The organism is Cupriavidus basilensis, assembly GCF_000876015.1.
Classification (GTDB): Bacteria; Pseudomonadota; Gammaproteobacteria; order Burkholderiales; family Burkholderiaceae; genus Cupriavidus; species Cupriavidus basilensis_B.
On the sequence record NZ_BBQM01000013.1, the window covers coordinates 71,275 to 88,675 of the forward strand.

General features: G+C 68.4%; 17 protein-coding genes and 1 pseudogene. 4 read left to right on the forward strand and 14 right to left on the reverse strand.

The features are described from left to right. Positions 1-16: 16 nt before the first annotated feature. Genes KF708C_RS11720 through KF708C_RS11730 form a run of 3 tightly spaced genes read right to left on the reverse strand, consistent with a single transcriptional unit; the run spans position 17 to position 2,987 of the window. Positions 17-1,021 carry a biotin-dependent carboxyltransferase family protein gene (locus KF708C_RS11720; RefSeq protein WP_059411930.1) on the reverse strand — a complete coding sequence of 335 codons (1,005 nt, stop codon included), beginning with the start codon at positions 1,019-1,021 and terminating at the stop codon, positions 17-19. Beyond that, positions 1,018-1,761, reverse strand: coding sequence for a 5-oxoprolinase subunit PxpB (gene pxpB / locus KF708C_RS11725; RefSeq protein WP_059411931.1), 744 nt, complete (start codon positions 1,759-1,761; stop codon positions 1,018-1,020). The genes KF708C_RS11720 and pxpB overlap by 4 nt, the downstream gene beginning before the upstream one ends. Next, complete coding sequence (locus tag KF708C_RS11730) at positions 1,761-2,987, reverse strand: pyridoxal phosphate-dependent aminotransferase (protein ID WP_059411932.1); 1,227 nt, start codon at positions 2,985-2,987, stop codon at positions 1,761-1,763. The genes pxpB and KF708C_RS11730 overlap by 1 nt, the downstream gene beginning before the upstream one ends. Before the next feature lie 91 nt (positions 2,988-3,078). On the opposite strand from KF708C_RS11730, the gene KF708C_RS11735 reads away from it, so the two are divergent. Beyond that, positions 3,079-3,795 carry a GntR family transcriptional regulator gene (locus tag KF708C_RS11735; RefSeq protein ID WP_231586458.1) on the forward strand — a complete coding sequence of 239 codons (717 nt, stop codon included), beginning with the start codon at positions 3,079-3,081 and terminating at the stop codon, positions 3,793-3,795. A 106-nt stretch (positions 3,796-3,901) separates the two neighbouring features. On the opposite strand, the gene KF708C_RS11740 is transcribed toward KF708C_RS11735, so the two are convergent. From KF708C_RS11740 to argE, 5 genes are all read right to left on the reverse strand, one after another. Next, entirely contained in the window at positions 3,902-4,609 is a 708-nt protein-coding gene (locus KF708C_RS11740; RefSeq protein WP_059411933.1) for a GntR family transcriptional regulator, read from the reverse strand. Positions 4,610-4,701: 92 nt separating this feature from the next. Then, on the reverse strand, positions 4,702-5,844 hold the full coding sequence (locus tag KF708C_RS11745) for an aminotransferase class V-fold PLP-dependent enzyme (protein WP_059411934.1): 1,143 nt from the start codon (positions 5,842-5,844) through the stop codon (positions 4,702-4,704). Positions 5,845-5,866: 22 nt separating this feature from the next. Next, positions 5,867-6,943 carry a porin gene (locus KF708C_RS11750; RefSeq protein WP_082079519.1) on the reverse strand — a complete coding sequence of 359 codons (1,077 nt, stop codon included), beginning with the start codon at positions 6,941-6,943 and terminating at the stop codon, positions 5,867-5,869. Then, positions 6,940-8,301, reverse strand: a complete 1,362-nt coding sequence (locus KF708C_RS11755; RefSeq protein WP_059411936.1) for an MFS transporter — start codon at positions 8,299-8,301, stop codon at positions 6,940-6,942. The genes KF708C_RS11750 and KF708C_RS11755 overlap by 4 nt, the downstream gene beginning before the upstream one ends. Before the next feature lie 22 nt (positions 8,302-8,323). Continuing rightward, complete coding sequence (argE, locus tag KF708C_RS11760) at positions 8,324-9,481, reverse strand: acetylornithine deacetylase (protein WP_082079520.1); 1,158 nt, start codon at positions 9,479-9,481, stop codon at positions 8,324-8,326. Positions 9,482-9,899: 418 nt separating this feature from the next. On the opposite strand from argE, the pseudogene KF708C_RS37025 reads away from it, so the two are divergent. Next, positions 9,900-9,980 (forward strand): annotated as a pseudogene (locus KF708C_RS37025) (transcriptional regulator); the annotation flags it as partial. Between the two features lie 166 nt (positions 9,981-10,146). Next, a complete protein-coding gene (locus tag KF708C_RS11765; RefSeq protein ID WP_059411938.1) occupies positions 10,147-10,656 on the forward strand; it encodes a DUF6630 family protein in 510 nt (169 codons plus the stop codon). A 73-nt stretch (positions 10,657-10,729) separates the two neighbouring features. Here the strand turns inward: KF708C_RS11765 and KF708C_RS11770 are convergent, their stop codons facing one another. From KF708C_RS11770 to KF708C_RS11795, 6 genes are all read right to left on the reverse strand, one after another. Continuing rightward, entirely contained in the window at positions 10,730-11,650 is a 921-nt protein-coding gene (locus tag KF708C_RS11770) for a LysR family transcriptional regulator (RefSeq protein ID WP_020202198.1), read from the reverse strand. Positions 11,651-11,754: 104 nt separating this feature from the next. Beyond that, positions 11,755-12,840 (reverse strand): Zn-dependent alcohol dehydrogenase, encoded by a 1,086-nt coding sequence (locus tag KF708C_RS11775; protein WP_059411939.1) that lies wholly within the window; start codon positions 12,838-12,840, stop codon positions 11,755-11,757. Between the two features lie 143 nt (positions 12,841-12,983). Then, positions 12,984-13,841 (reverse strand): mechanosensitive ion channel family protein, encoded by an 858-nt coding sequence (locus tag KF708C_RS11780; RefSeq protein ID WP_020202196.1) that lies wholly within the window; start codon positions 13,839-13,841, stop codon positions 12,984-12,986. Between the two features lie 282 nt (positions 13,842-14,123). After that, positions 14,124-14,939 (reverse strand): amino acid ABC transporter permease, encoded by an 816-nt coding sequence (locus KF708C_RS11785; protein WP_063922996.1) that lies wholly within the window; start codon positions 14,937-14,939, stop codon positions 14,124-14,126. Further along, positions 14,932-15,684 carry an ABC transporter permease subunit gene (locus KF708C_RS11790; protein WP_020202189.1) on the reverse strand — a complete coding sequence of 251 codons (753 nt, stop codon included), beginning with the start codon at positions 15,682-15,684 and terminating at the stop codon, positions 14,932-14,934. Before KF708C_RS11790 ends, KF708C_RS11785 begins: the two co-directional genes overlap by 8 nt. 42 nt (positions 15,685-15,726) lie before the next feature. Further along, positions 15,727-16,557, reverse strand: coding sequence for an ABC transporter substrate-binding protein (locus tag KF708C_RS11795; RefSeq protein WP_059411940.1), 831 nt, complete (start codon positions 16,555-16,557; stop codon positions 15,727-15,729). Positions 16,558-16,750: 193 nt separating this feature from the next. On the opposite strand from KF708C_RS11795, the gene trhA reads away from it, so the two are divergent. Continuing rightward, complete coding sequence (gene trhA / locus KF708C_RS11800; RefSeq protein WP_020202187.1) at positions 16,751-17,368, forward strand: PAQR family membrane homeostasis protein TrhA; 618 nt, start codon at positions 16,751-16,753, stop codon at positions 17,366-17,368. Positions 17,369-17,401: the final 33 nt, after the last annotated feature.

Below are 17,401 nucleotides of genomic sequence, written 5' to 3' on the forward strand. Positions count from 1 at the left end.
CTCGTGTTTCACGGTGTTATTGGGGCGGAAGGCCGAGCAGCCGCGCTGCTTCGGCGGCAATGGTGTCCAGGCGGTCTTCCATCGCCAGCAGCTCGCGTTGCGCGGTTTCGGCCGTCACGGCCTGGAATCTCAGTGCAGTGCCCGGCATGGCCTGGGCCAGCGACGGCAGGTCGGCGCTGATGACATAGGCGATCTTCGGATAACCGCCCACGCTCTGCCGGTCGGCCATCAGCACGATGGGCGCGCCGCCGGGCGGTACCTGTACCGTGCCGAAGCTGACGGCCTCCGACACCATTTCCAGCGGGGACGACAACGCCAACGCGGGGCCTTCGAGGCGATAGCCCATGCGGTCCGACTGGTTCGACACAGTGAACGTCTCCGTCTCGAAGGCCTTGCGCGCCGTCGGCTCGAACCGTTCCCATTGGGGGCCGGGCAGGAAGCGAATGGCATTGCCCGTCTCCGGGCCATTGGCGCCGGCGGGCCTTGCCGCCGCCACGGATGCCATGACGCTTTGCACCATCATCCGCGCCAGCGGCAACATCTCGCGGTACGGGGACGCCACGGCGACACGGTCCCCGGCGCGCAGCGCGCGGCCTTCGACACCACCAAATGCGGCACGCAGGTTCGTACTGCGGCTGCCCAGCACCGCGTCGGGTGCGAATCCGCCGCGTACCGCCAGATAGGCCCTGGCGCCGCGGCGGCAGTGGCCAAACGCGATCGGCACGTCGTGGCGCACCATCACCGCGCAATGCGTGGGCAGCGGCACGCCAGCCGCCGTCACCGCGATGTCGGCGCCTGTCACGGCAATCAGCGTGTCGTGCGCAAAACGCACCGTCGGCCCATTGAGCGTGATCTCGAGCGCGGCGCTGTCGGCGGCGTTGCCCACCAGCACGTTGGCCAGGCGGCACGACCACTCGTCCATCGCGCCGTTGACCGGCACGCCAAACCGCTGGTAGCCGTAGCGGCCGCCGTCCTGCAGCACGGAAAGGATGCCGGGCCGATCCACACGCATGAGGTTCATGGCCGCGACTCCAGCATGGCGTCGAATTCGGCCGGAGAAATCGGCACGAAACGCAGCCGGTCGCCAAGCTGCAGGCGCGTCGGCGGGTTGCGATCGACGTGAAACAGGTTCCAGGGCGTGCGGGCGATCACGTTCCAGCCACCGGGCGATGCGTTCTGATAGATCGACGAGATGCCATTGGCAATGGCCACCGAGCCCGCCGGCACCAGCGTTCGCGGCGTGGCCCGGCGCGGTACGTTCAGACGCGGGTGCAGCGGCCCGGCAAACGGATTGCCCGGCGAGAAGAAGAAGGTGTAGAGCACCAGCGGCGTGGCGCAATGCAGACGGATCACTTCGGCCGTATCGATGTCGCAGGCGCGCGCCACCTCTTCGAGGTCGGGACCGTACTCGCCGCCGTAGCAGGCGGGCACCTCCACTTCGCACCCCGCGTGGACCACGGCGGGCACGCCTTCGACCAGCACGTCCCGGATCCGCGCGGAAAGCTGCGCGAAGGCCGGGCCCTTGTCGCGCGCAAACCTCTCGGGACGGAAATGCACAGCCACCGTGGTGAACGCCGGCACCACATCGCGCACGCCATCCCAGCGCTGCCGCAGCAGCCACTCGGTCACGGCATGCACGGTCTGGCTGACCGATACGCTGACCTGATCGCCCAGGCGGATCTGAAGGCAGCGATCGCCGACAGGCTCGATACGCCAGTCGGTCAGCGCGAGCAGCCCGGCGTCCGGTCGTGCGATGGCCATCACGCGCGCTCCAATGCGGCGCAGGCCATGACGATGCGCTCGCAAGCGGTGCGCAGGCGATCATCGGCCAGGGCATAGGCCAGGCGCACATAGGGCGCCAGCCCGAAAGCCGAACCGGGCACCACCGCCACGTTCGCGGCGTGAAGCAGGTACATCGCGAAGTCGATATCGGTTTCGATGCGCGTCCCGTCCGGTGTACGCATGCCGATAGCCGCGCTGCAGTCCGCATAGAGATAGAAGGCGGCGGCCGGGCGACGCATGGTCAGAACCGGTGCCGCGCCGGCCAGGACAGACAGCGCCAGATCGCGGCGTGCGCGCAGCCGGGCGCGCCAGCCATCGAGGAAGTCCTGCGGACCGTCGAGGGCGGCCACCGCGCCCGCCTGGCTGATCGCGCTGGGGTTGCTGGTGCTTTGCGACTGCGACAGCGCCATGGCCTTCACCAGCCAGGCGGGCCCGGCCGCGTATCCCAGGCGCCAGCCCGTCATCGCGTAGGCCTTGGATACGCCGTTGACGGTCAGCGTGCGGTCGCGCATATCCGGTTCCGCTTGCGCGAACGACACGAACTCGCCCTCGAACACGATCTCTTCATAGATCTCGTCCGACAGGACCAGCACATCGGGGTAAGCACGCAGTTCGTCGGCCAGCGCACGCAGTTCGTCCGCCGAATAGAGCGCGCCCGACGGGTTGCACGGCGAGTTCAGCATGAGCCAGCGCGTGCGAGGCGTCAGTGCCGTGCGCAGCGCGGTGGGCGTGAGCTTGAAATCGTCGGCGGGTGTCGCCGTGACCTGCACCGGTGTGCCGCCCGCGATATGCACCATATCGCTGTACGACACCCAGTAAGGCGCCGTGACGATGACTTCGTCACCGGCGTCCACGGTTGCAAGCAGGCCGTTGAACAGCATCTGCTTGGCACCGGTGCCAGCGATGATTTCCGCATCGTCGTAGTGCAAACCATTGTCGCGGGCCAGTTTTCGTGCAATCGCGGCCTTAAGTTGGGGCGTGCCGGCCACGCTCGTGTACCGCGTTTCCCCCCCGGTCATCGCCTGGATGGCGGCAAGCTGGATATGGGCCGGCGTGTCGAAATCCAACTCGCCCTCGGACAGGCTGATCACCGGCTTGCCCGCAGCGGCAAGCCGCCTGGCGGCCTCGGACATGGCGCCGGTGGCGGACGGACGCGCCATGGCGAGGCGCTGGGAAAGACGGGGGATGGCAGATGAGCTCGGCATGAAAATCGCGTATTGTCTGAACCGGCATTCCCTTAGAATGCCATTGGTATACCAGTGGCATTCAAGCAAACCCCGTGCCATACTTCGCGTCATGATGAAAAAGACCGCCTTTGCCTATTCAGCGCCCGCCGTGGAGACCGACCTGGGCGCCGAGCCGCTGGCTGACGAATTGCCCAAGGAGCGCGCCTTGGGAAACCTGGCCTATGACGCGGTGCTCGATCTGCTGGTGTCAGGCGGACTGCATCCCGGCGACCCGATCCAGGAACGCGCCCTCGCCGCCCAGCTCGGCTTCTCGCGTACGCCGTTGCGCGAAGCCCTGCATCGGCTCGAAGGCGAGCGGCTGCTCGAGCGCGGCGCGAACAGCCGGTTGTTCGTGCGGCAGGTAACCGTGCAGGAAATCCTCGAAGCGTTGCATGTACGGCGCCTGCTCGAGCCTGACGCGGCCGCCCGCGCGGCTGGGCAGGTGCCTGGACCCGAGCTCGAACGGCTGCGCCAGCGCGTGGAAGAGTTGCTGGCGCGCAATGAGCCCGGAAACCCCGAGCATCAGGTACTGGACGCAGATCTGCACGGCGTCATCTGCAACTACTGCGACAACGAGATGTTGGCCGGCATCATTGCGGAGGTACGGCGCAAGACACGCATGTTCTCGCTCAAGCGATTGGAAAGGCGCCTCGGGCCGGTCTGCCATGAACACCTGGCAATGATCGACGCCCTCGAACGGGGCGACGGCGAGGAAGCTGCGCGCCAGACAGCCGAGCACATCGACAATATTCGTGCCTCGATCCTGGAAAAACTGGCGCGGTGGTAGCCGCAATCACTTGAGACGCGGCCCGCAACTTTTGAGGAGCAATCAACGACAAGGACATCCAGGATGGGAGCCCGCATTCGCGGGGCCCCCGTGACCTGTGGCTGGCCTAGGTGCGCGCCCGCGGCGATGCGCGATCGAGCCAGGCGAAGTAGGTTTCCTCGGCCTCCAGCATGAACGCCAGCATGGTGGTCCTGACCCGCTCCGGGTCGCGGGCGATGAAGCCGGCCAGCAGCGCCTTGATGCCGTCCGCGACCACCTTCTGCGTTTCCACATGGCTGAGCGTGCCCAGCCGGATCAGTTGGGCGTGGTCGACGAATCGCAGGATGGCGCCGCGCAAGCGGGTGTTGGTCACCGCATCCAGCCAGGCCTCGCGAAACGCCACGTTGGCGGCGAACATCTGCTCGATGTCCTTTGCCTTGAAGGCCTGTTGCACGCTGCGGTAGGCGGCCTTGAGACGTTGCTCGTGCGCCTTGCTCAGGACAGCCGCCGCATTCGCGGCCGCGGGTGGCTCCAGCAAGCGGCGTACTTCGAATATCTCGCGGATGTCCTGCTCGGTGATCGAGGGGATGACGAAGCCGCGTGTCGTGCCGACCAGGAAGCCCTCGTTGACCAGCCGCAGCAGCGCCTGGCGTACCGTGGTTCGGGTGCAGTCGAACTCTTCGGCGATCTCGTAATCGAGCAGGCGGTCGTGCAGGCCGACCTTGCCCCGCTGGAGGCGTGCGTGCACCTCCTGGTAGATGGTCTCGATGAGCGTCGTCTGCTTGAGCCGGGAATGCCGCGGGGGCCGGGGCGTCTTGTCCTCGTCTTGAGCCAAGATACCTCTCGATAAAGTGATGTCGGAAAGACGATTGTATCCCGAGCATGTCCCAACCCCGGCGTGACGGCGATCCGCGCCGCCTCGGACGATCAGCCCGGCAATGCGTGTTCCAGGCGGTCGATCACGCTGTCGTGGGTCAGCACGCCTGGCGAGAAGCGCATCACCCGCCCGCGCACATCGGTAAACAGACCAGCGTCTTCGAGCTGCGCCGGCAACGGACCGGGTTCCAGATGCGTCGGTACCTCTGCCATCACGCTGCCGCCGCGCCGATGGTCCTCGCGCGGCGAGCACAAGCGAAAACCCTTGTTCTCCAGCACCGTCATGAGCGCGTGGCACAGGCGCAGGTTACGATCGCGCAACCCTCCGGCGGCGCCGGACAGGCGCCAATCGAGACCGGGCTCGGAGGCAACGAAGGGCAACAGCGACGGCGTGCCGGTATCGAAGCGCCGTGCCTCGCGCGCGAGGGAAAACTGCGACAGGTCCCAGTTGAACGGATCCGGCTGGCTGAACCAGCCCACGATGTCCGGTTTGATATCGCCGTCGAGCAGCGCCGGGCTCAGGTAGGCCAGTCCGGCCCCCGGCGCGCCGCACAACCACTTCAGCGTGGTGGCGGCGGCGAAGTCCACGCCCAACGCCGTCGCGTCGAATTCCAGCACGCCCACGCCCTGGGTGATGTCCACGGCGACCAGGCTGCCGCGGTGGCGCGCATGGTCCACCAGTCGTTCGAGGTTGGCGCGCTTGGACGCGGTCGAGGTCACCCAGGTAATCACCGCCAGCGCCACGGAATCGTCCCAGGCGTCGAGGTAGGCCTCGTCCTCGACCCAGCCTTGTTCGGCATCCAGCGGCACGGTGTACAAGGTGAAACCCATGCGCCCGGCCAGGTGCGACAGCAGGAAATGCAGGCTCGGAAAGCAGTCGGCAGCGATCAGTACCTTGCGGCCCGACAGCCGGCGCCCCAGAGACGTGACGAACCTGGCGAACGCCTCGGTGACGTTTTCGGCAGCGAACACGTGCTCGGGTGCGGCGTTGATCAGCCTGCCCCACTGTGCCAGCACGCGCTGGCGAGCGGCCAGCCCCTCCTCCCAGCGCCGCTGGCTGGGCGCGTACCAACTGGCGGCGAAGCTGCTTAGCGCCGCCTCCACTGCGGCCTGCTGACCGGGAAACAGGCCGACGGAGTGATACATGAGCCAGCCTTCGTAGGCGGCCGGATCGGGATGCTTGATGAATGGCATGGGTTGCTCCAGGGAAAATCCATCAAAACGTGTGACGCAGGCCCACGCGCAGCAGGGCTTGGTTGCTTCCGGACGCGCCCGGCATGCTGATGATCGCGGCGGTCGCGCCGTGACCGCCGGCCAGCATGGTGATGAGCTGCAGGTAGAGGTCCGTGCGCTTGGACAGGACGTAGTCGAACGTGAGGTTGAACTGGTGATAGCGCTTGGCGTCCAGCATGGTCAGCCCGTAGCCGAAGCCGTAGCGCTGGGCTGATGTGGCCCGATAGGACACGCCCGTCTGCAGGTTGCGGAACGATGCGCGTGTCGCGCCGACATAGCGGGCCTGGGTGTAGAGGCCGTAGACCGTCACGTGCTTCAGCGCGTAGCTGGCGCCCGCGCCCCAGGTTCGCATGCGATCCCCGCCGGCCCGCAACGGCGCCGGGGCACCGACCAGCGGCGCGATATCGAGCGTCTCGCCGCGGCTATCCGTATAGGCCAGCCCCGCGCTGAACGCCTGCCGGCTATAGGATCCGCCCACGCTGTAGGTACGTCCCTTGCCGCTGGCCTCGTCCTTGTGGATGGCAAAGCCGTACAGCAGGCCGGCTTTGAAGCCGGCGACGTCCGGCGTCTGGACCTTCACCGCCTGGTCCACGCGCCGGCCGCTGAGCCGGTCATTGTCCAGCGGATTGTTGGCATAGCCGCCCGCCGACCAGGTGGGCGTGTAATAGGCGCCCAGCACCTCGTACATGAAGTCATACTGCCGGCCCAGCGTGGCGGTGCCCCAACGTGGCAAGGCCAGCCCTACATAGGCCACGCGGCCGAAGATCCGGCCACCCTGGCCGAGGCTGCCGTCGCGCAGCTGAAAACCCGATTCGAGGTTGAACAGCGCCCGGCGGCCACCGCCCAGATCCTCCGCACCGCGCAAGCCCAGGCGATTGCCCTGCATCACGCCGCTGTCCATGAACAGCTTCGCGTGCCCGCCACCGTTGCTGAGCCAGGTCAGGCCGTTGTCCACGATGCCGTACAGGGTCACGCTGCTTTGGGCGACGGCAGCGGACGATAGACCGATACCCAGCCCGGCCGACAGCGCGGCCGAGGTCCTTCGACCCGGCCACATCATGGCCGCTCTCCCGGACCGGCGGCGGCCATCGCGGCGTGCTCGGCGGCCAGGCGGCGGGGTGTCGGCAGCACCAGCACCAGCAACCCGCCGGCGACGGCCAGCATGGCCACCCCGAACAGCGCCATTTGCGTGTTGCCCATGAGGTCCTGCCCCAGTCCCATGAGGTACGGGCCGAACACGCCGCCCAGGGCCGCCAGCGCATTGATCAGCGCGAGGCCCGCGGCCGCGGCGCGCTCGCGCACGAAGACCGAGGCCAGCGCCCACACCAGCGGTGTGGCGCCGATGAACGCGGCAGTGGCCAGGGTGACGCCGGCAATCGCCCACGTCGGATGCGCGCTGGCGCTCAAGGTCAGGACCAGACCCGCAGCACCGGCCAGGCTCGCGCCCGCAATGTGCCAGCGGCGCTCCGCAAGCAAATCCGAGCTGCGTCCGATCAGTGGCATGGCGATGGCCGAGGCCAGGTACGGCAGCGCGGAAATCAGGCCGATCGTGCGGTAGCTCGTGACCCCGGTCTGGTGAATGATCGTCGGCGTCCAGAACACCACCGCGTAGATGCCCAGGTTCAGGCACGCAAGCACCAGCCCGAGCAGCCATACCCGTCCTTGAGCGAAGGCGTCCCTGAGATGCGCGCGTTGCGCGCTTGTCTGCCGATCGGCACCGATCAGGGTGGCGAGTCGCTGCCGCTCGGCATCGGTCAGCCATTTGGCCGTGCGCGGGGCCTCCTCCAGCAGGCACCATACGACCACCCCCATCAGCACCGCGGGCGCGCCCTGCAACAGGAACAGCCATTGCCAGTTGCGCAGCGGGGCGACGTCGATGAAGGTGTCCATCATCCACCCCGACAGCGGGCCGACGACGATGCCGCCCACGGCCGCGGCGGTAATCAGCAAGGCGATGGCGCGGCCGTGGCGACGTTGCGGGTACCACTGCGTGAGGTAATAGACCACCCCCGGCAGGAACCCGGCCTCCGCCGCGCCCAGAAGAAAGCGGATGGCATAGAACGCGGCCGGCGTCGTCACGTAGAGCGTCGCCACCGAGATGACGCCCCACGTGACCATGATGCGGGCGATCCAGCGGCGCGCGCCGACCCGGTACAGCAGCAGGTTGCTCGGCACTTCGAACAGGATGAAGCCCAGGAAGAACACGCCCGAACCCAGGCCGTAGACCGTCGCGCTGAAGCCCAGATCGTCGAGCATCTGCAGCTTGGCGAAGCCGATGTTGATGCGGTCCACGTAGGCGATGACATAGCTGGCGAACAGCAACGGCATCAGGCGCCAGGTGATCTTGCGGAACAGCCGTGCATCGAACACGGCATCGGCATCGGCCGGCAGGCCGACGGCGGAAGGAACAGGGGTCATGGAAAACTCCAGAGAGGGCGGTTCAGCGCAGGCGCTGGATCAGGCAATCCAGGAAGCGTTCGCAGGCGCGCAACTGATCCAGGGTGACGTACTCGTCCGCCTTGTGCGCCTGGGCGATCGAGCCGGGTCCGCATACCACGCTGGGCACGCCTGCGCGCTGGAAGAACGACGCTTCGGTGCCGTAGGCCACCTTGCCGGCGTCCTTGGCGTCCACCTGGAGCAGGTCGGCCACCAGGCCCAGGACAGCCGCTTCGCGGCCGGTGTCCAGCGCGGGAATGTCGCCGATGCACTCGAAGGCAACGGCTGCCTGCGGATGGCGCCGCCGCATGCGCGGCAGCAGGCTCGTGTCCACGTAGCGCTGCAGGTCGCCAATGAAGCCGTCGGGATCGACGCCGGGCAGGTAGCGATACTCGAAGTGGAAAGTGCACTCCGCCGGGATGATGTTGCGCCCGTTGCCGCCGTCGATGGTGTTGGTCGAGATCGTCGAGTACGGCACGTCGAAGCCGCCGTCGTGGCGGCCATGCATTTCCTCGGACTCGGCGAGATCCTGGATGCGCGAGACGATGCGCGAGGCATACTCGATCGCGTTGAGTCCCTGGGGCGTGAGGGAGGAATGCGCGGCGCAGCCGCGCACCTGGCAGCGGTAGATGCGCCCGCCCTTGTGCGCCGCGACGACGCGCATGCCGGTCGGTTCGCCAACCACGCAGCCCGAGGGCTCGATGCCCGCCTCGGCCATGCTCGCCAGCAATCCGGGCACGCCCAGGCAACCGACCTCTTCATCGTAGGTGAGGGCGACATGCAGCGGCTCGCGCAGCGGCGCACGGCCGACCTGCCGCACCTGAGCCAGCACCGTGCCGATAAACCCTTTCATGTCGCAGGCGCCGCGCCCGTACAGGCGGCCGTCCCTCACGCTGGCGCGGTAAGGATCGGACGTCCAATCCTGTCCGTCGGTGGGCACCACGTCGGTGTGCCCGGACAACACGATGCCGCCCGGCCCCTCGCCGAAACTGGCGAACAGATTCGCCTTGCTGCGGTCGGCGTTGTAATCCAGTTGCACGCGCGCACCGGCCTCGTCGAGCCAGGCGGCGGCCCACTGAATCAACGCCAGGTTGGAGTGCCGGCTGGTGGTGTCGAAGCCGATCAGGTGTGCAATGCAATCGAGCGTGGTCCGGCTGGGCATGGTGGTCGAACGAGGGTGAAGTGGTTGCAGTGGAAAACTGAAACCAGAAAACTGTTTTCAGTTATTGGTGCTGACTTTATAGATCGCTCGGCCGGCCGGAATTGGGATTTCTACCTACCTCGGCGATTGTCTGAAGCCAGGGCGGGCTCCAGGCGTTGACGAGCGTTTCGCCACCCCAGGGTCGCGGTCGACCGGCAACCTGCCTCGATCAGAGCAACTGCGTAGAAAGGCAGCCCTGCCGGGAAGCCCCTAGCGGGAAGTCAGGTTGAGGCGAGATTCGGAAGGCACACTGATGTTCAGGAAGGCGCTTTGATGTTCGGAACGGGACATTGATCTGCAAGCGGGACTTTAGTGTCCGAGATCAGCGCGACCCAAGGCCGACCTATACTACGATCGTCGTTTCGTCGTGGACTGAACTATGGAATACGCTCCCGGCATCAGCCACCTCGCCGGCCTCCTGGCGGACCCGGGACGCGCCGCCATGCCGTGGGCGCTGATGGCGCGCCAGTGAATCGAGCCGGCTTCCGCCTCGCGCGCGCTGCGCGTGACGCCGCTCGGCCAGCGCGAGATCCCGCTTGTCGCCGGCTGAGCGACTATCGGGCACCAGCCACGTTGTTTTCCCCAGCCATGCGCCGCGAGGCGCCGCACCGAAGGAGGCAGATGCAATGAGCGACGGACTGAACGACGAAGCGCGCCAGGCACTCTGGCGCCTGATCGAGCTGATCGACTTCGACGACGCGGCCATGATCGAGAAGCAGCAGACGCTGTTCGACGAGGAGCTGGCCGACGCCGACGATGCCGACGAGATCGAGGGCCAGGAGCTGCTGTGGATCCTCAAGGACGTGATCGACTGGGAATCGGGCTTCTACGTGGACTGGAAGGACTGCGCGTCCTTCATCGGCTGCATGGACGCGCTGTGCGCGCGCGTCGACGTCACGCTCGACTGGGGCGCGGAGGACCCGGAGGACGAGGATTTCCTCGAGAGCACCAGCGTGCCCGAACTGATGGAGCTGGCGTTCGAGCAGTTGCGGGTGGCGGGCTTCACCTTGTGGAACTGGAACACGGAAGGCGATGCCTACGCGGGATGGATCGCCCGCGGCGAGGACGACGAGGAGATGATGGCGGTGGCGGAAGTGCTGGGGCTGGACATCCGGCCCGGGGACCAGCCGTATTGAGGCCTGCCGGCATCCGATGCCGGCATCGCGGAATCCGCCGGGCTTGACGCTTCACCTCCCCGGCACGGGCATGTCAGACCCGCGGCGGCGACAGCCGCGGATCGATCCGGCCCAGCGTTTCTTCCAGCACGTCGAGGAACACCCTGACGCTGGCCGGCATCAGCTTACGCGCCGGCATCAGCACGAAGACCTTCAGCGGCGACGTGGTATAGCCGGGCAGCACCCGCACCAGCCGCCCCTGGTCCAGTTCCTCCTGCACGTAGCGCGGCGACAGCCGCGCCACGCCCAGCCCGTCCATCGCCGCCTTGAGCCGGATCTCGGCGTTCTGCGTGCGCATGCGCGGGTCCACCTGGAGGCTGAACACCTCCTTGCCGTCGCGCAGGAATTCCCAGCGGCGGTCTTCGGCATTGCCCAGCGTGGGCCAGCCGTCCATGTCCTGCGGCGTGCGCGGCAGCCCGCGCGCGCGGATCAGCGAGGGCGCGGCGAAGAAACCGCGCTCGATCAGCACCACGCGCTTGCTGGCGAAGGAGCTGTCGTGCAGGCCGGTGTTGGTCATGACGAAGGCGAGATCGTAGCCGCGCTCGATCAGGTCGGGCTGGTCCCAGGTCACGTCCACTTCCACGCGCAGGTCCGGGTGCAGCCGCAGCAGCCGCGTGAGGCTGGGTGAGAGATGCAGCGAGCCGACCTCGTAGGGCGTGGAGATGCGCAGGGTGCCGCTGACCTGCTCGCTGACGGACAGCGCCTCGGCGCTGATCTCGCGCAGCTCCGTGAACAGCGGCGCGACGCGGTCGTAAAGCTGCTGGCCGCGCTCGGTCACGCGCACGCGGCGCGTGGTGCGCTCGAACAGCCGCACGCCGAGCTGCGTCTCGAGGCGCGACACGGCGGCACTGGCGGACGACTTCGGCACCTCGGCCAGCTCGGCGCCCCTGGTGAAGCCGGCGCCTTCCACCACGCGGCAGAAAATCTCCCAGTCCTTCCACTCGATCGTCTTCATGCGCCGTTCCGCTCTCCGTGCCCGATGGCGCGCCGTGCGCGCGCGCCGGGCCATTGTCCCACAGGGCGGACAATAACGAGCGATTGCACGCGGGCGTCCCCCGCTCAATCCCCGAACAGGATCACCGAGCGCGCCAGCTCGCCGCGGCGCAGTTCGTCGAAGGCGTCGTTGATGTTTTCCAGCGGCATGCGCCGCGAGATCAGTTGGTCGAGCTTGAGCTTGCCGGACAGGTAGAAGTCCACCAGCCGCGGCATGTCCACCGGGAAGCGGTTGGAGCCCATCATCGAGCCCTGGATGCGTTTCTCGGCGAGGAAGTCGGTGCCCTTGAGCTCGATCTTCACGCCCGGCGCGATCATGCCGATCACGGTGGCGGTGCCGCCGCGGCGCAGCATCGAGAAGGCCTGCTCGGCGGTCTGCTTGAGGCCGATGGCCTCGAAGGCGTGGTGCACGCCGCCGCGCGTGAGCGCGCGCACGGCGTCCACCACGTCGGCGTCGGCGGCGTCGACCACGTCGGTGGCGCCGAACTGCTTCGCCAGCGCCAGCTTGCCGGGCACGCGGTCGATGGCGATGATGCGGCCCGCGCCGGCGATGGCCGCGCCGTTGATGGTGGCCAGGCCGATGCCGCCGCAGCCGATCACCGCCACGGTCTCGCCCGGCTGCACGCGCGCGGTGTGCACCACGGCACCCACGCCGGTGGTCACGGCGCAGCCGATCAGCGCGGCGCGGTCGAGCGGCATCTCGGGGCGGATCGCCACCAGCGCGTGCTCGTGCACCAGCATCTGCTCGGCGAAGGCCGACAGGTTGAGGAACTGGTTCATCGGCGCGCCCCTGGCCAGCAGGCGCGGTTCCTCGCCTTCGCGGCGTCTGGTGTCCGGCTCCACGCACAGCGACAGGTGGCCGGTCAGGCAGTGCTCGCAATGGCCGCAGTAGGCCGACAGGCAGGTGATGACGTGATCGCCGGGCTTGACCGTGCGCACCTCGGAGCCGACCTGCTCGACGATGCCGGCGGCCTCGTGGCCGAGCACCACCGGCGTCGGGAACGGATAGGCGCCGTCGAGGAAGTGCAGGTCGGAGTGGCACACGCCCACCGCCGCCGTGCGCAGCAGCACCTCGCGCGGCCCCGGCTTGCCGATGGCGACGTCCTCGATCACGAGCGGGGTCTTGGGTTGATGCATGACGGCGGCTTTCATGGGTCTCCTCGGCTGGTCTCGTTGTGGCCTCGTTGTGGCCTCACTGTGGTCTCGCTGTGGCCGCGGTGCGTCTCGCTGCGCGGCAGCGCCTACCATACCGCCGAAAAGCGATTCGGTGAAGCGCCCGGCCCACCCCGCTGCGCTCAGGACCGCGCCGCCGCCTTGCCGTCCTGCTGCGCCGCCAGGACCTCGCTGCGCTGGCGGTGGTAGCGGCGCAGGATCTGCTGCCCGACCGTCATGCGCGAGGCCACCGGCACCGGGAAGCGCACCAGCGCGTCGAGCTTGTCCGCGGCCACCGGCTCGAACAGCACGCGCGGCTCGAACTGCGACAGGTCCATGAAGCGCGAGCCGCCATATTCCTGCAGGCTGTGCCGCGCCTCGGCCAGGAACGGCGCGCACACCGCCTCGGTGATCGCCAGCAGCTCGGCCTCCACGCGGTCCGGGTCGGACTTCTCGGGCAGCGGGATGCGCAGCGTGTCCTGCGTGTACCTGCCAGCCTGCGAGTGGTTGCGCACCGCCACGGTCAGCAGCATGCTGTTGGGCACCTGCACGGTGGAGCCGGTGAACTGGCGCGTGCCGGCGATCTCCGCCAGCGTGGTGGTGAGCACGTCCATGTCCACCACCTCGCCCGAGTGCGGCCCGATCTCCACCAGATCGCCGAGCTGGAACGGGCGCGCCATCATGCGCAGGAACGCGCCGAGGAAGCACATCACCAGTTCCTTGCCGCCGATCACCAGCGCCACCGCGAAGGCGGTCAGCGAGATCGCCACGCTCTTGAGCTCCGACACCCAGATGCCCAGCAGCAGCAGGAACACCACCGCCGCGATGGCATTGCGCGTGGCCACGGTCCAGGTGCGGTAGCTGCCGCGGTTCTCCTTGTCGGCGAGCTGGCGGCCCTGGAAGAAGCGGTTGACGAACTTCACCACCACCATGCCGGCAAGCACGATGGCCGCGCTCAGTCCGATGTGCAGCAGGTAACTGTCGTTGAAGGGCAGGTTCATTGAGACATGTCCGAATACGGCCGGGCGGCACCGCCGGCAAGGCGGCGCGCCATGAGCAAACCCCCGATTCTAGCCATGCCGCGTGGCCGGGCCGCAAAACCCGGCCGCCGCGCGTGGCGGGGCCGGCGCGAGCGCGCCTCGTCGCAGCATGGCGCAGCATGGCGCGGCATGGCGAGACGTTCCCCGGCGGACGTTTTCTCTCCTGGGATGCCGCTCCGTACCAGGCGACGGATGCAAGGCCTGCCTGACGTGGGTTTCCGCGCGCCGGGCGCGCGCGGCCTGTCAGGGCGGCGCCGGACGGGACGGAGAAGACGCGCGCGGCGCCGCGACCGGAGGCCGGCCGGCGCGCGCGCGGAACAAGCGGAACAAGCGGGGCATGCGCGCCGCGCGCGGCAAGCCATGCCGGCCGCGCGCGGCGGCCAGCAGCAGCGCGGCCACGCCTTCGATGCCCATGCAGATGAGGAAGTACAGCAGCGCCACCGCGCCGAACACCTGCGCGGCGTAGCCCATGCTGCGCCCGTTGACCTGCGCCGCCGCCGTGGACAGTTCCACCACGCCGACGATGTAGGCCAGCGACGTGTCCTTGGCCAGCGACACCCACACGTTGCCCAGCGACGGCAGCATGGCGCGCAGCGTCTGCGGCAGCACGATCTGCCACAGCGCCTGCGGCGGCGTCATGCCGAGCGCCAGCGCGGCCTGGCGCTGGCCGCGCCCGATCGCGTCGAAGCCCGCTTCCATGACCTGGGCGATGTACGCCGCGCCGATCAGCGCGAGCGCCAGCACCACGGTGCGCACCTCGCCGACGTGCACGCCGGCCAGCATCGGCAGCAGGAAGTAGGTCCAGAAGATCAGCATCAGCACCGGGATCGCGCGCAGGCCGGCGAGCAGCGCGCGCAGCGGCCGCGCCGGCGCGGCGGGCATCAGCTCGAGCAGCATGGCCAGCCCGATGCCGAGCACGGTGGCGCCGGCGCAGGCCAGCACGGCGATCCACAGCGTCAGCGCGGCGCCGGCCAGCGGGCCGTCGGGGAAGGTGCCCTTGAGCAGGTAGGGCAGCTGGGCCAGCACCACCGCCCAGCCGCCGGCAAGCGCGTCAGGCACGGGCCGCCTCCGTCCAGCCGAGCCGGCGCAGCAGCGGCGGCGCGGCGGCCTGCAGCAGCAGGATCAGCGCCGCGTACAGCAAGGTGGCCAGGCCAAAGGCCTGGAAGGTCATCAGGCTGTCGGTCTCGACCTGGCGCGCGGCGTAGGACATCTCGGCAAAGCCGATCGCCATCGCCAGCGAGGTGTTCTTGATGGTCTGGCAGAGCTGCCCCACCATCGGCCGCGCGGCGATGCGCAGCGCCTGCGGCAGCACCACGCGCCAGAACGCCGCCGCCGGCGTGAAGCCCAGCGCCAGCGCCGCGGCGCCCTGCCCGGCGGGCACGTTGGCCAGCCCGGCCTCCAGCTCGCGCGCGTAGAACGCGCTGGCATACAGGCCGATGCCGATCAGGCTGGCCAGCGCCTCGAGCGACGGCGCGGGCAGGTGGATGGCGCCGAGCCGCACGCCCTGCCAGTCGTACAAGGCGCCGATGGCGGCGTCGCCGAGCAGTTGCGCCGCGCCGAAATACCAGAAGAACAACTGCACCAGCAGCGGCGTGCGGCGCAGGAAGCCGACCGCGCCGCGCGCGGCCAGCCGCAGCGGCGCGAACGGCACCAGCGCCAGCGCCAGCCAGACCGCGGCCAGCACGCAGCCAAGCGCGAACACGGCGGCCGACAGCGCCACCGTGAGGCCGAAGCCGGAGACGATCCAGCCGACGTACTTCGCCGGCAGGGGCTGCATCAGGATGTCAAGCACCGGCATGGCCATCCTTCACGCCATCCTTCACGCGGCAGGGGCAAGCCGGCCGCGTCACTTCACCGTGCTGCCGATGGTGAAGTCGCGCGCCAGCGGCGCGGCGCTCTTGGGGCCGAACCACTTGTCGTAGATGCGCGCGGCGGTGCCGTCCTTTTCCAGCGCCAGCAGGATGCGGTCGATCTCGGCGGTCAGGCGGTCCTCGCCCTTGGGCACGCCCACGCCCATATACTCGCGCGTCAGCGTGAACGAGGAAATCTCGAACTGGTCCTTGTTGGGCAGGGTGGCCAGCAGCGCGCCGAGCTTGGCGCCGTCCTGCGCGAAGGCCTGGATCGCGCCGCTGCGCAGCGCGGTCAGCGCCAGCGGGGAGTCGTCATAGGCGATCACGCGCGCGTCCGGGTACTTCTGGCGCAGCGTGGTTTCCTGCGTGGTGCCCTTGTCCACGCCCAGGCGCCAGGTCTTGAGGTCGTCCGGCTGCTTGAGCGTGCCCTTCCTGGCGATCAGCTGCAGGCCGCTGGCGAAATACGGCGTGGAAAAGCCGATCTGCTGGCGGCGCTCGTCGGTGATGGTGAAGTTGGCGGCGACGATGTCCACCTTCTGCGAGGCCAGCAGCGGGATGCGGTTGGCCGGGTTGGTGGCGCGGAACTCGGTCTTCACGCCCAGGCGCCTGGCGATCTCGGTGGCGTAGTCCACGTCGAGGCCCGCCGGCGTGGTGCTGCCCGCCTCGACGAAGCCGAACGGCGGGTTGGCGTCGAACACGCCCACGCGCAGCACGCCGGCCTTCTTGATGTCGTCGAGCCGGTCGGCGCGGGCCGCGCCCGAGGCCAGCACCGAGATGCCGAGCGCCAGGCTCAGCGCGGCCTTGATCAGCGGGGAGGAAATTCGCATGGATGTCTCGCGATGGTTGTGTTGGCGAGACGATAGCGATCCCTTGACCCCAAGGGAACGAAGGGTTTTGCAGATGGTTATTCCGTGCAAAAATACTAGCTTGGCGCACCGCAGCAAACACTGTGTGGCGCAAGAATGACCCTGAAGACCGTCGCCGCGGATGCCGCGGCGACCAACAGGAGAGCCCGAATCCATGTATCACGGAGAGCGCTTCAACGGCTACAGCCACCTCGCCGGCGCCATCCTCGCCGCCGCCGGCTCCGCCGTCCTCGTCACCTCCTCCGCCCTGTACCACGACGCCTGGAAGGTCGTCAGCTCGGTGGTCTACGGCAGCACGCTGGTGTTCCTCTACACCATCTCCACGCTCTATCACAGCCTGCGCGGCCGGCCCAAGGACATCCTGCGCCGGCTGGACTACTGCGCCATCTACCTGCTGATCGCCGGCAGCTACACGCCGTTCGCGCTGGTCACGCTGCGCGGGCCGTGGGGCTGGACGCTGTTCGGCGTGAACTGGGGGCTGGCGGTGATCGGCATCGCGCAGGAGCTGTGGATCGGCAAGCGCACGCGCATCTTCTCGCTGCTGATCTACGTGCTGATGGGCTGGCTGGTGCTGTTCGCGTTCGGCCCGCTGGTGGCCGCGCTGCCCGCCGGAGGGCTGTACTGGCTGGTGGCCGGCGGCACGCTGTACACGGCGGGGATCGGGTTCTTCCTGTTCGACGAGAAGGTGCGGCACTTTCACGGGATCTGGCACCTGTTCGTGCTGGCGGGGAGCGCCTGCCAGTTCGTGAGCATCTTCTGGTACGTGGGCTAGGGCGCCCGCCTTCCCGGCGCCGGGGCAGGGCGG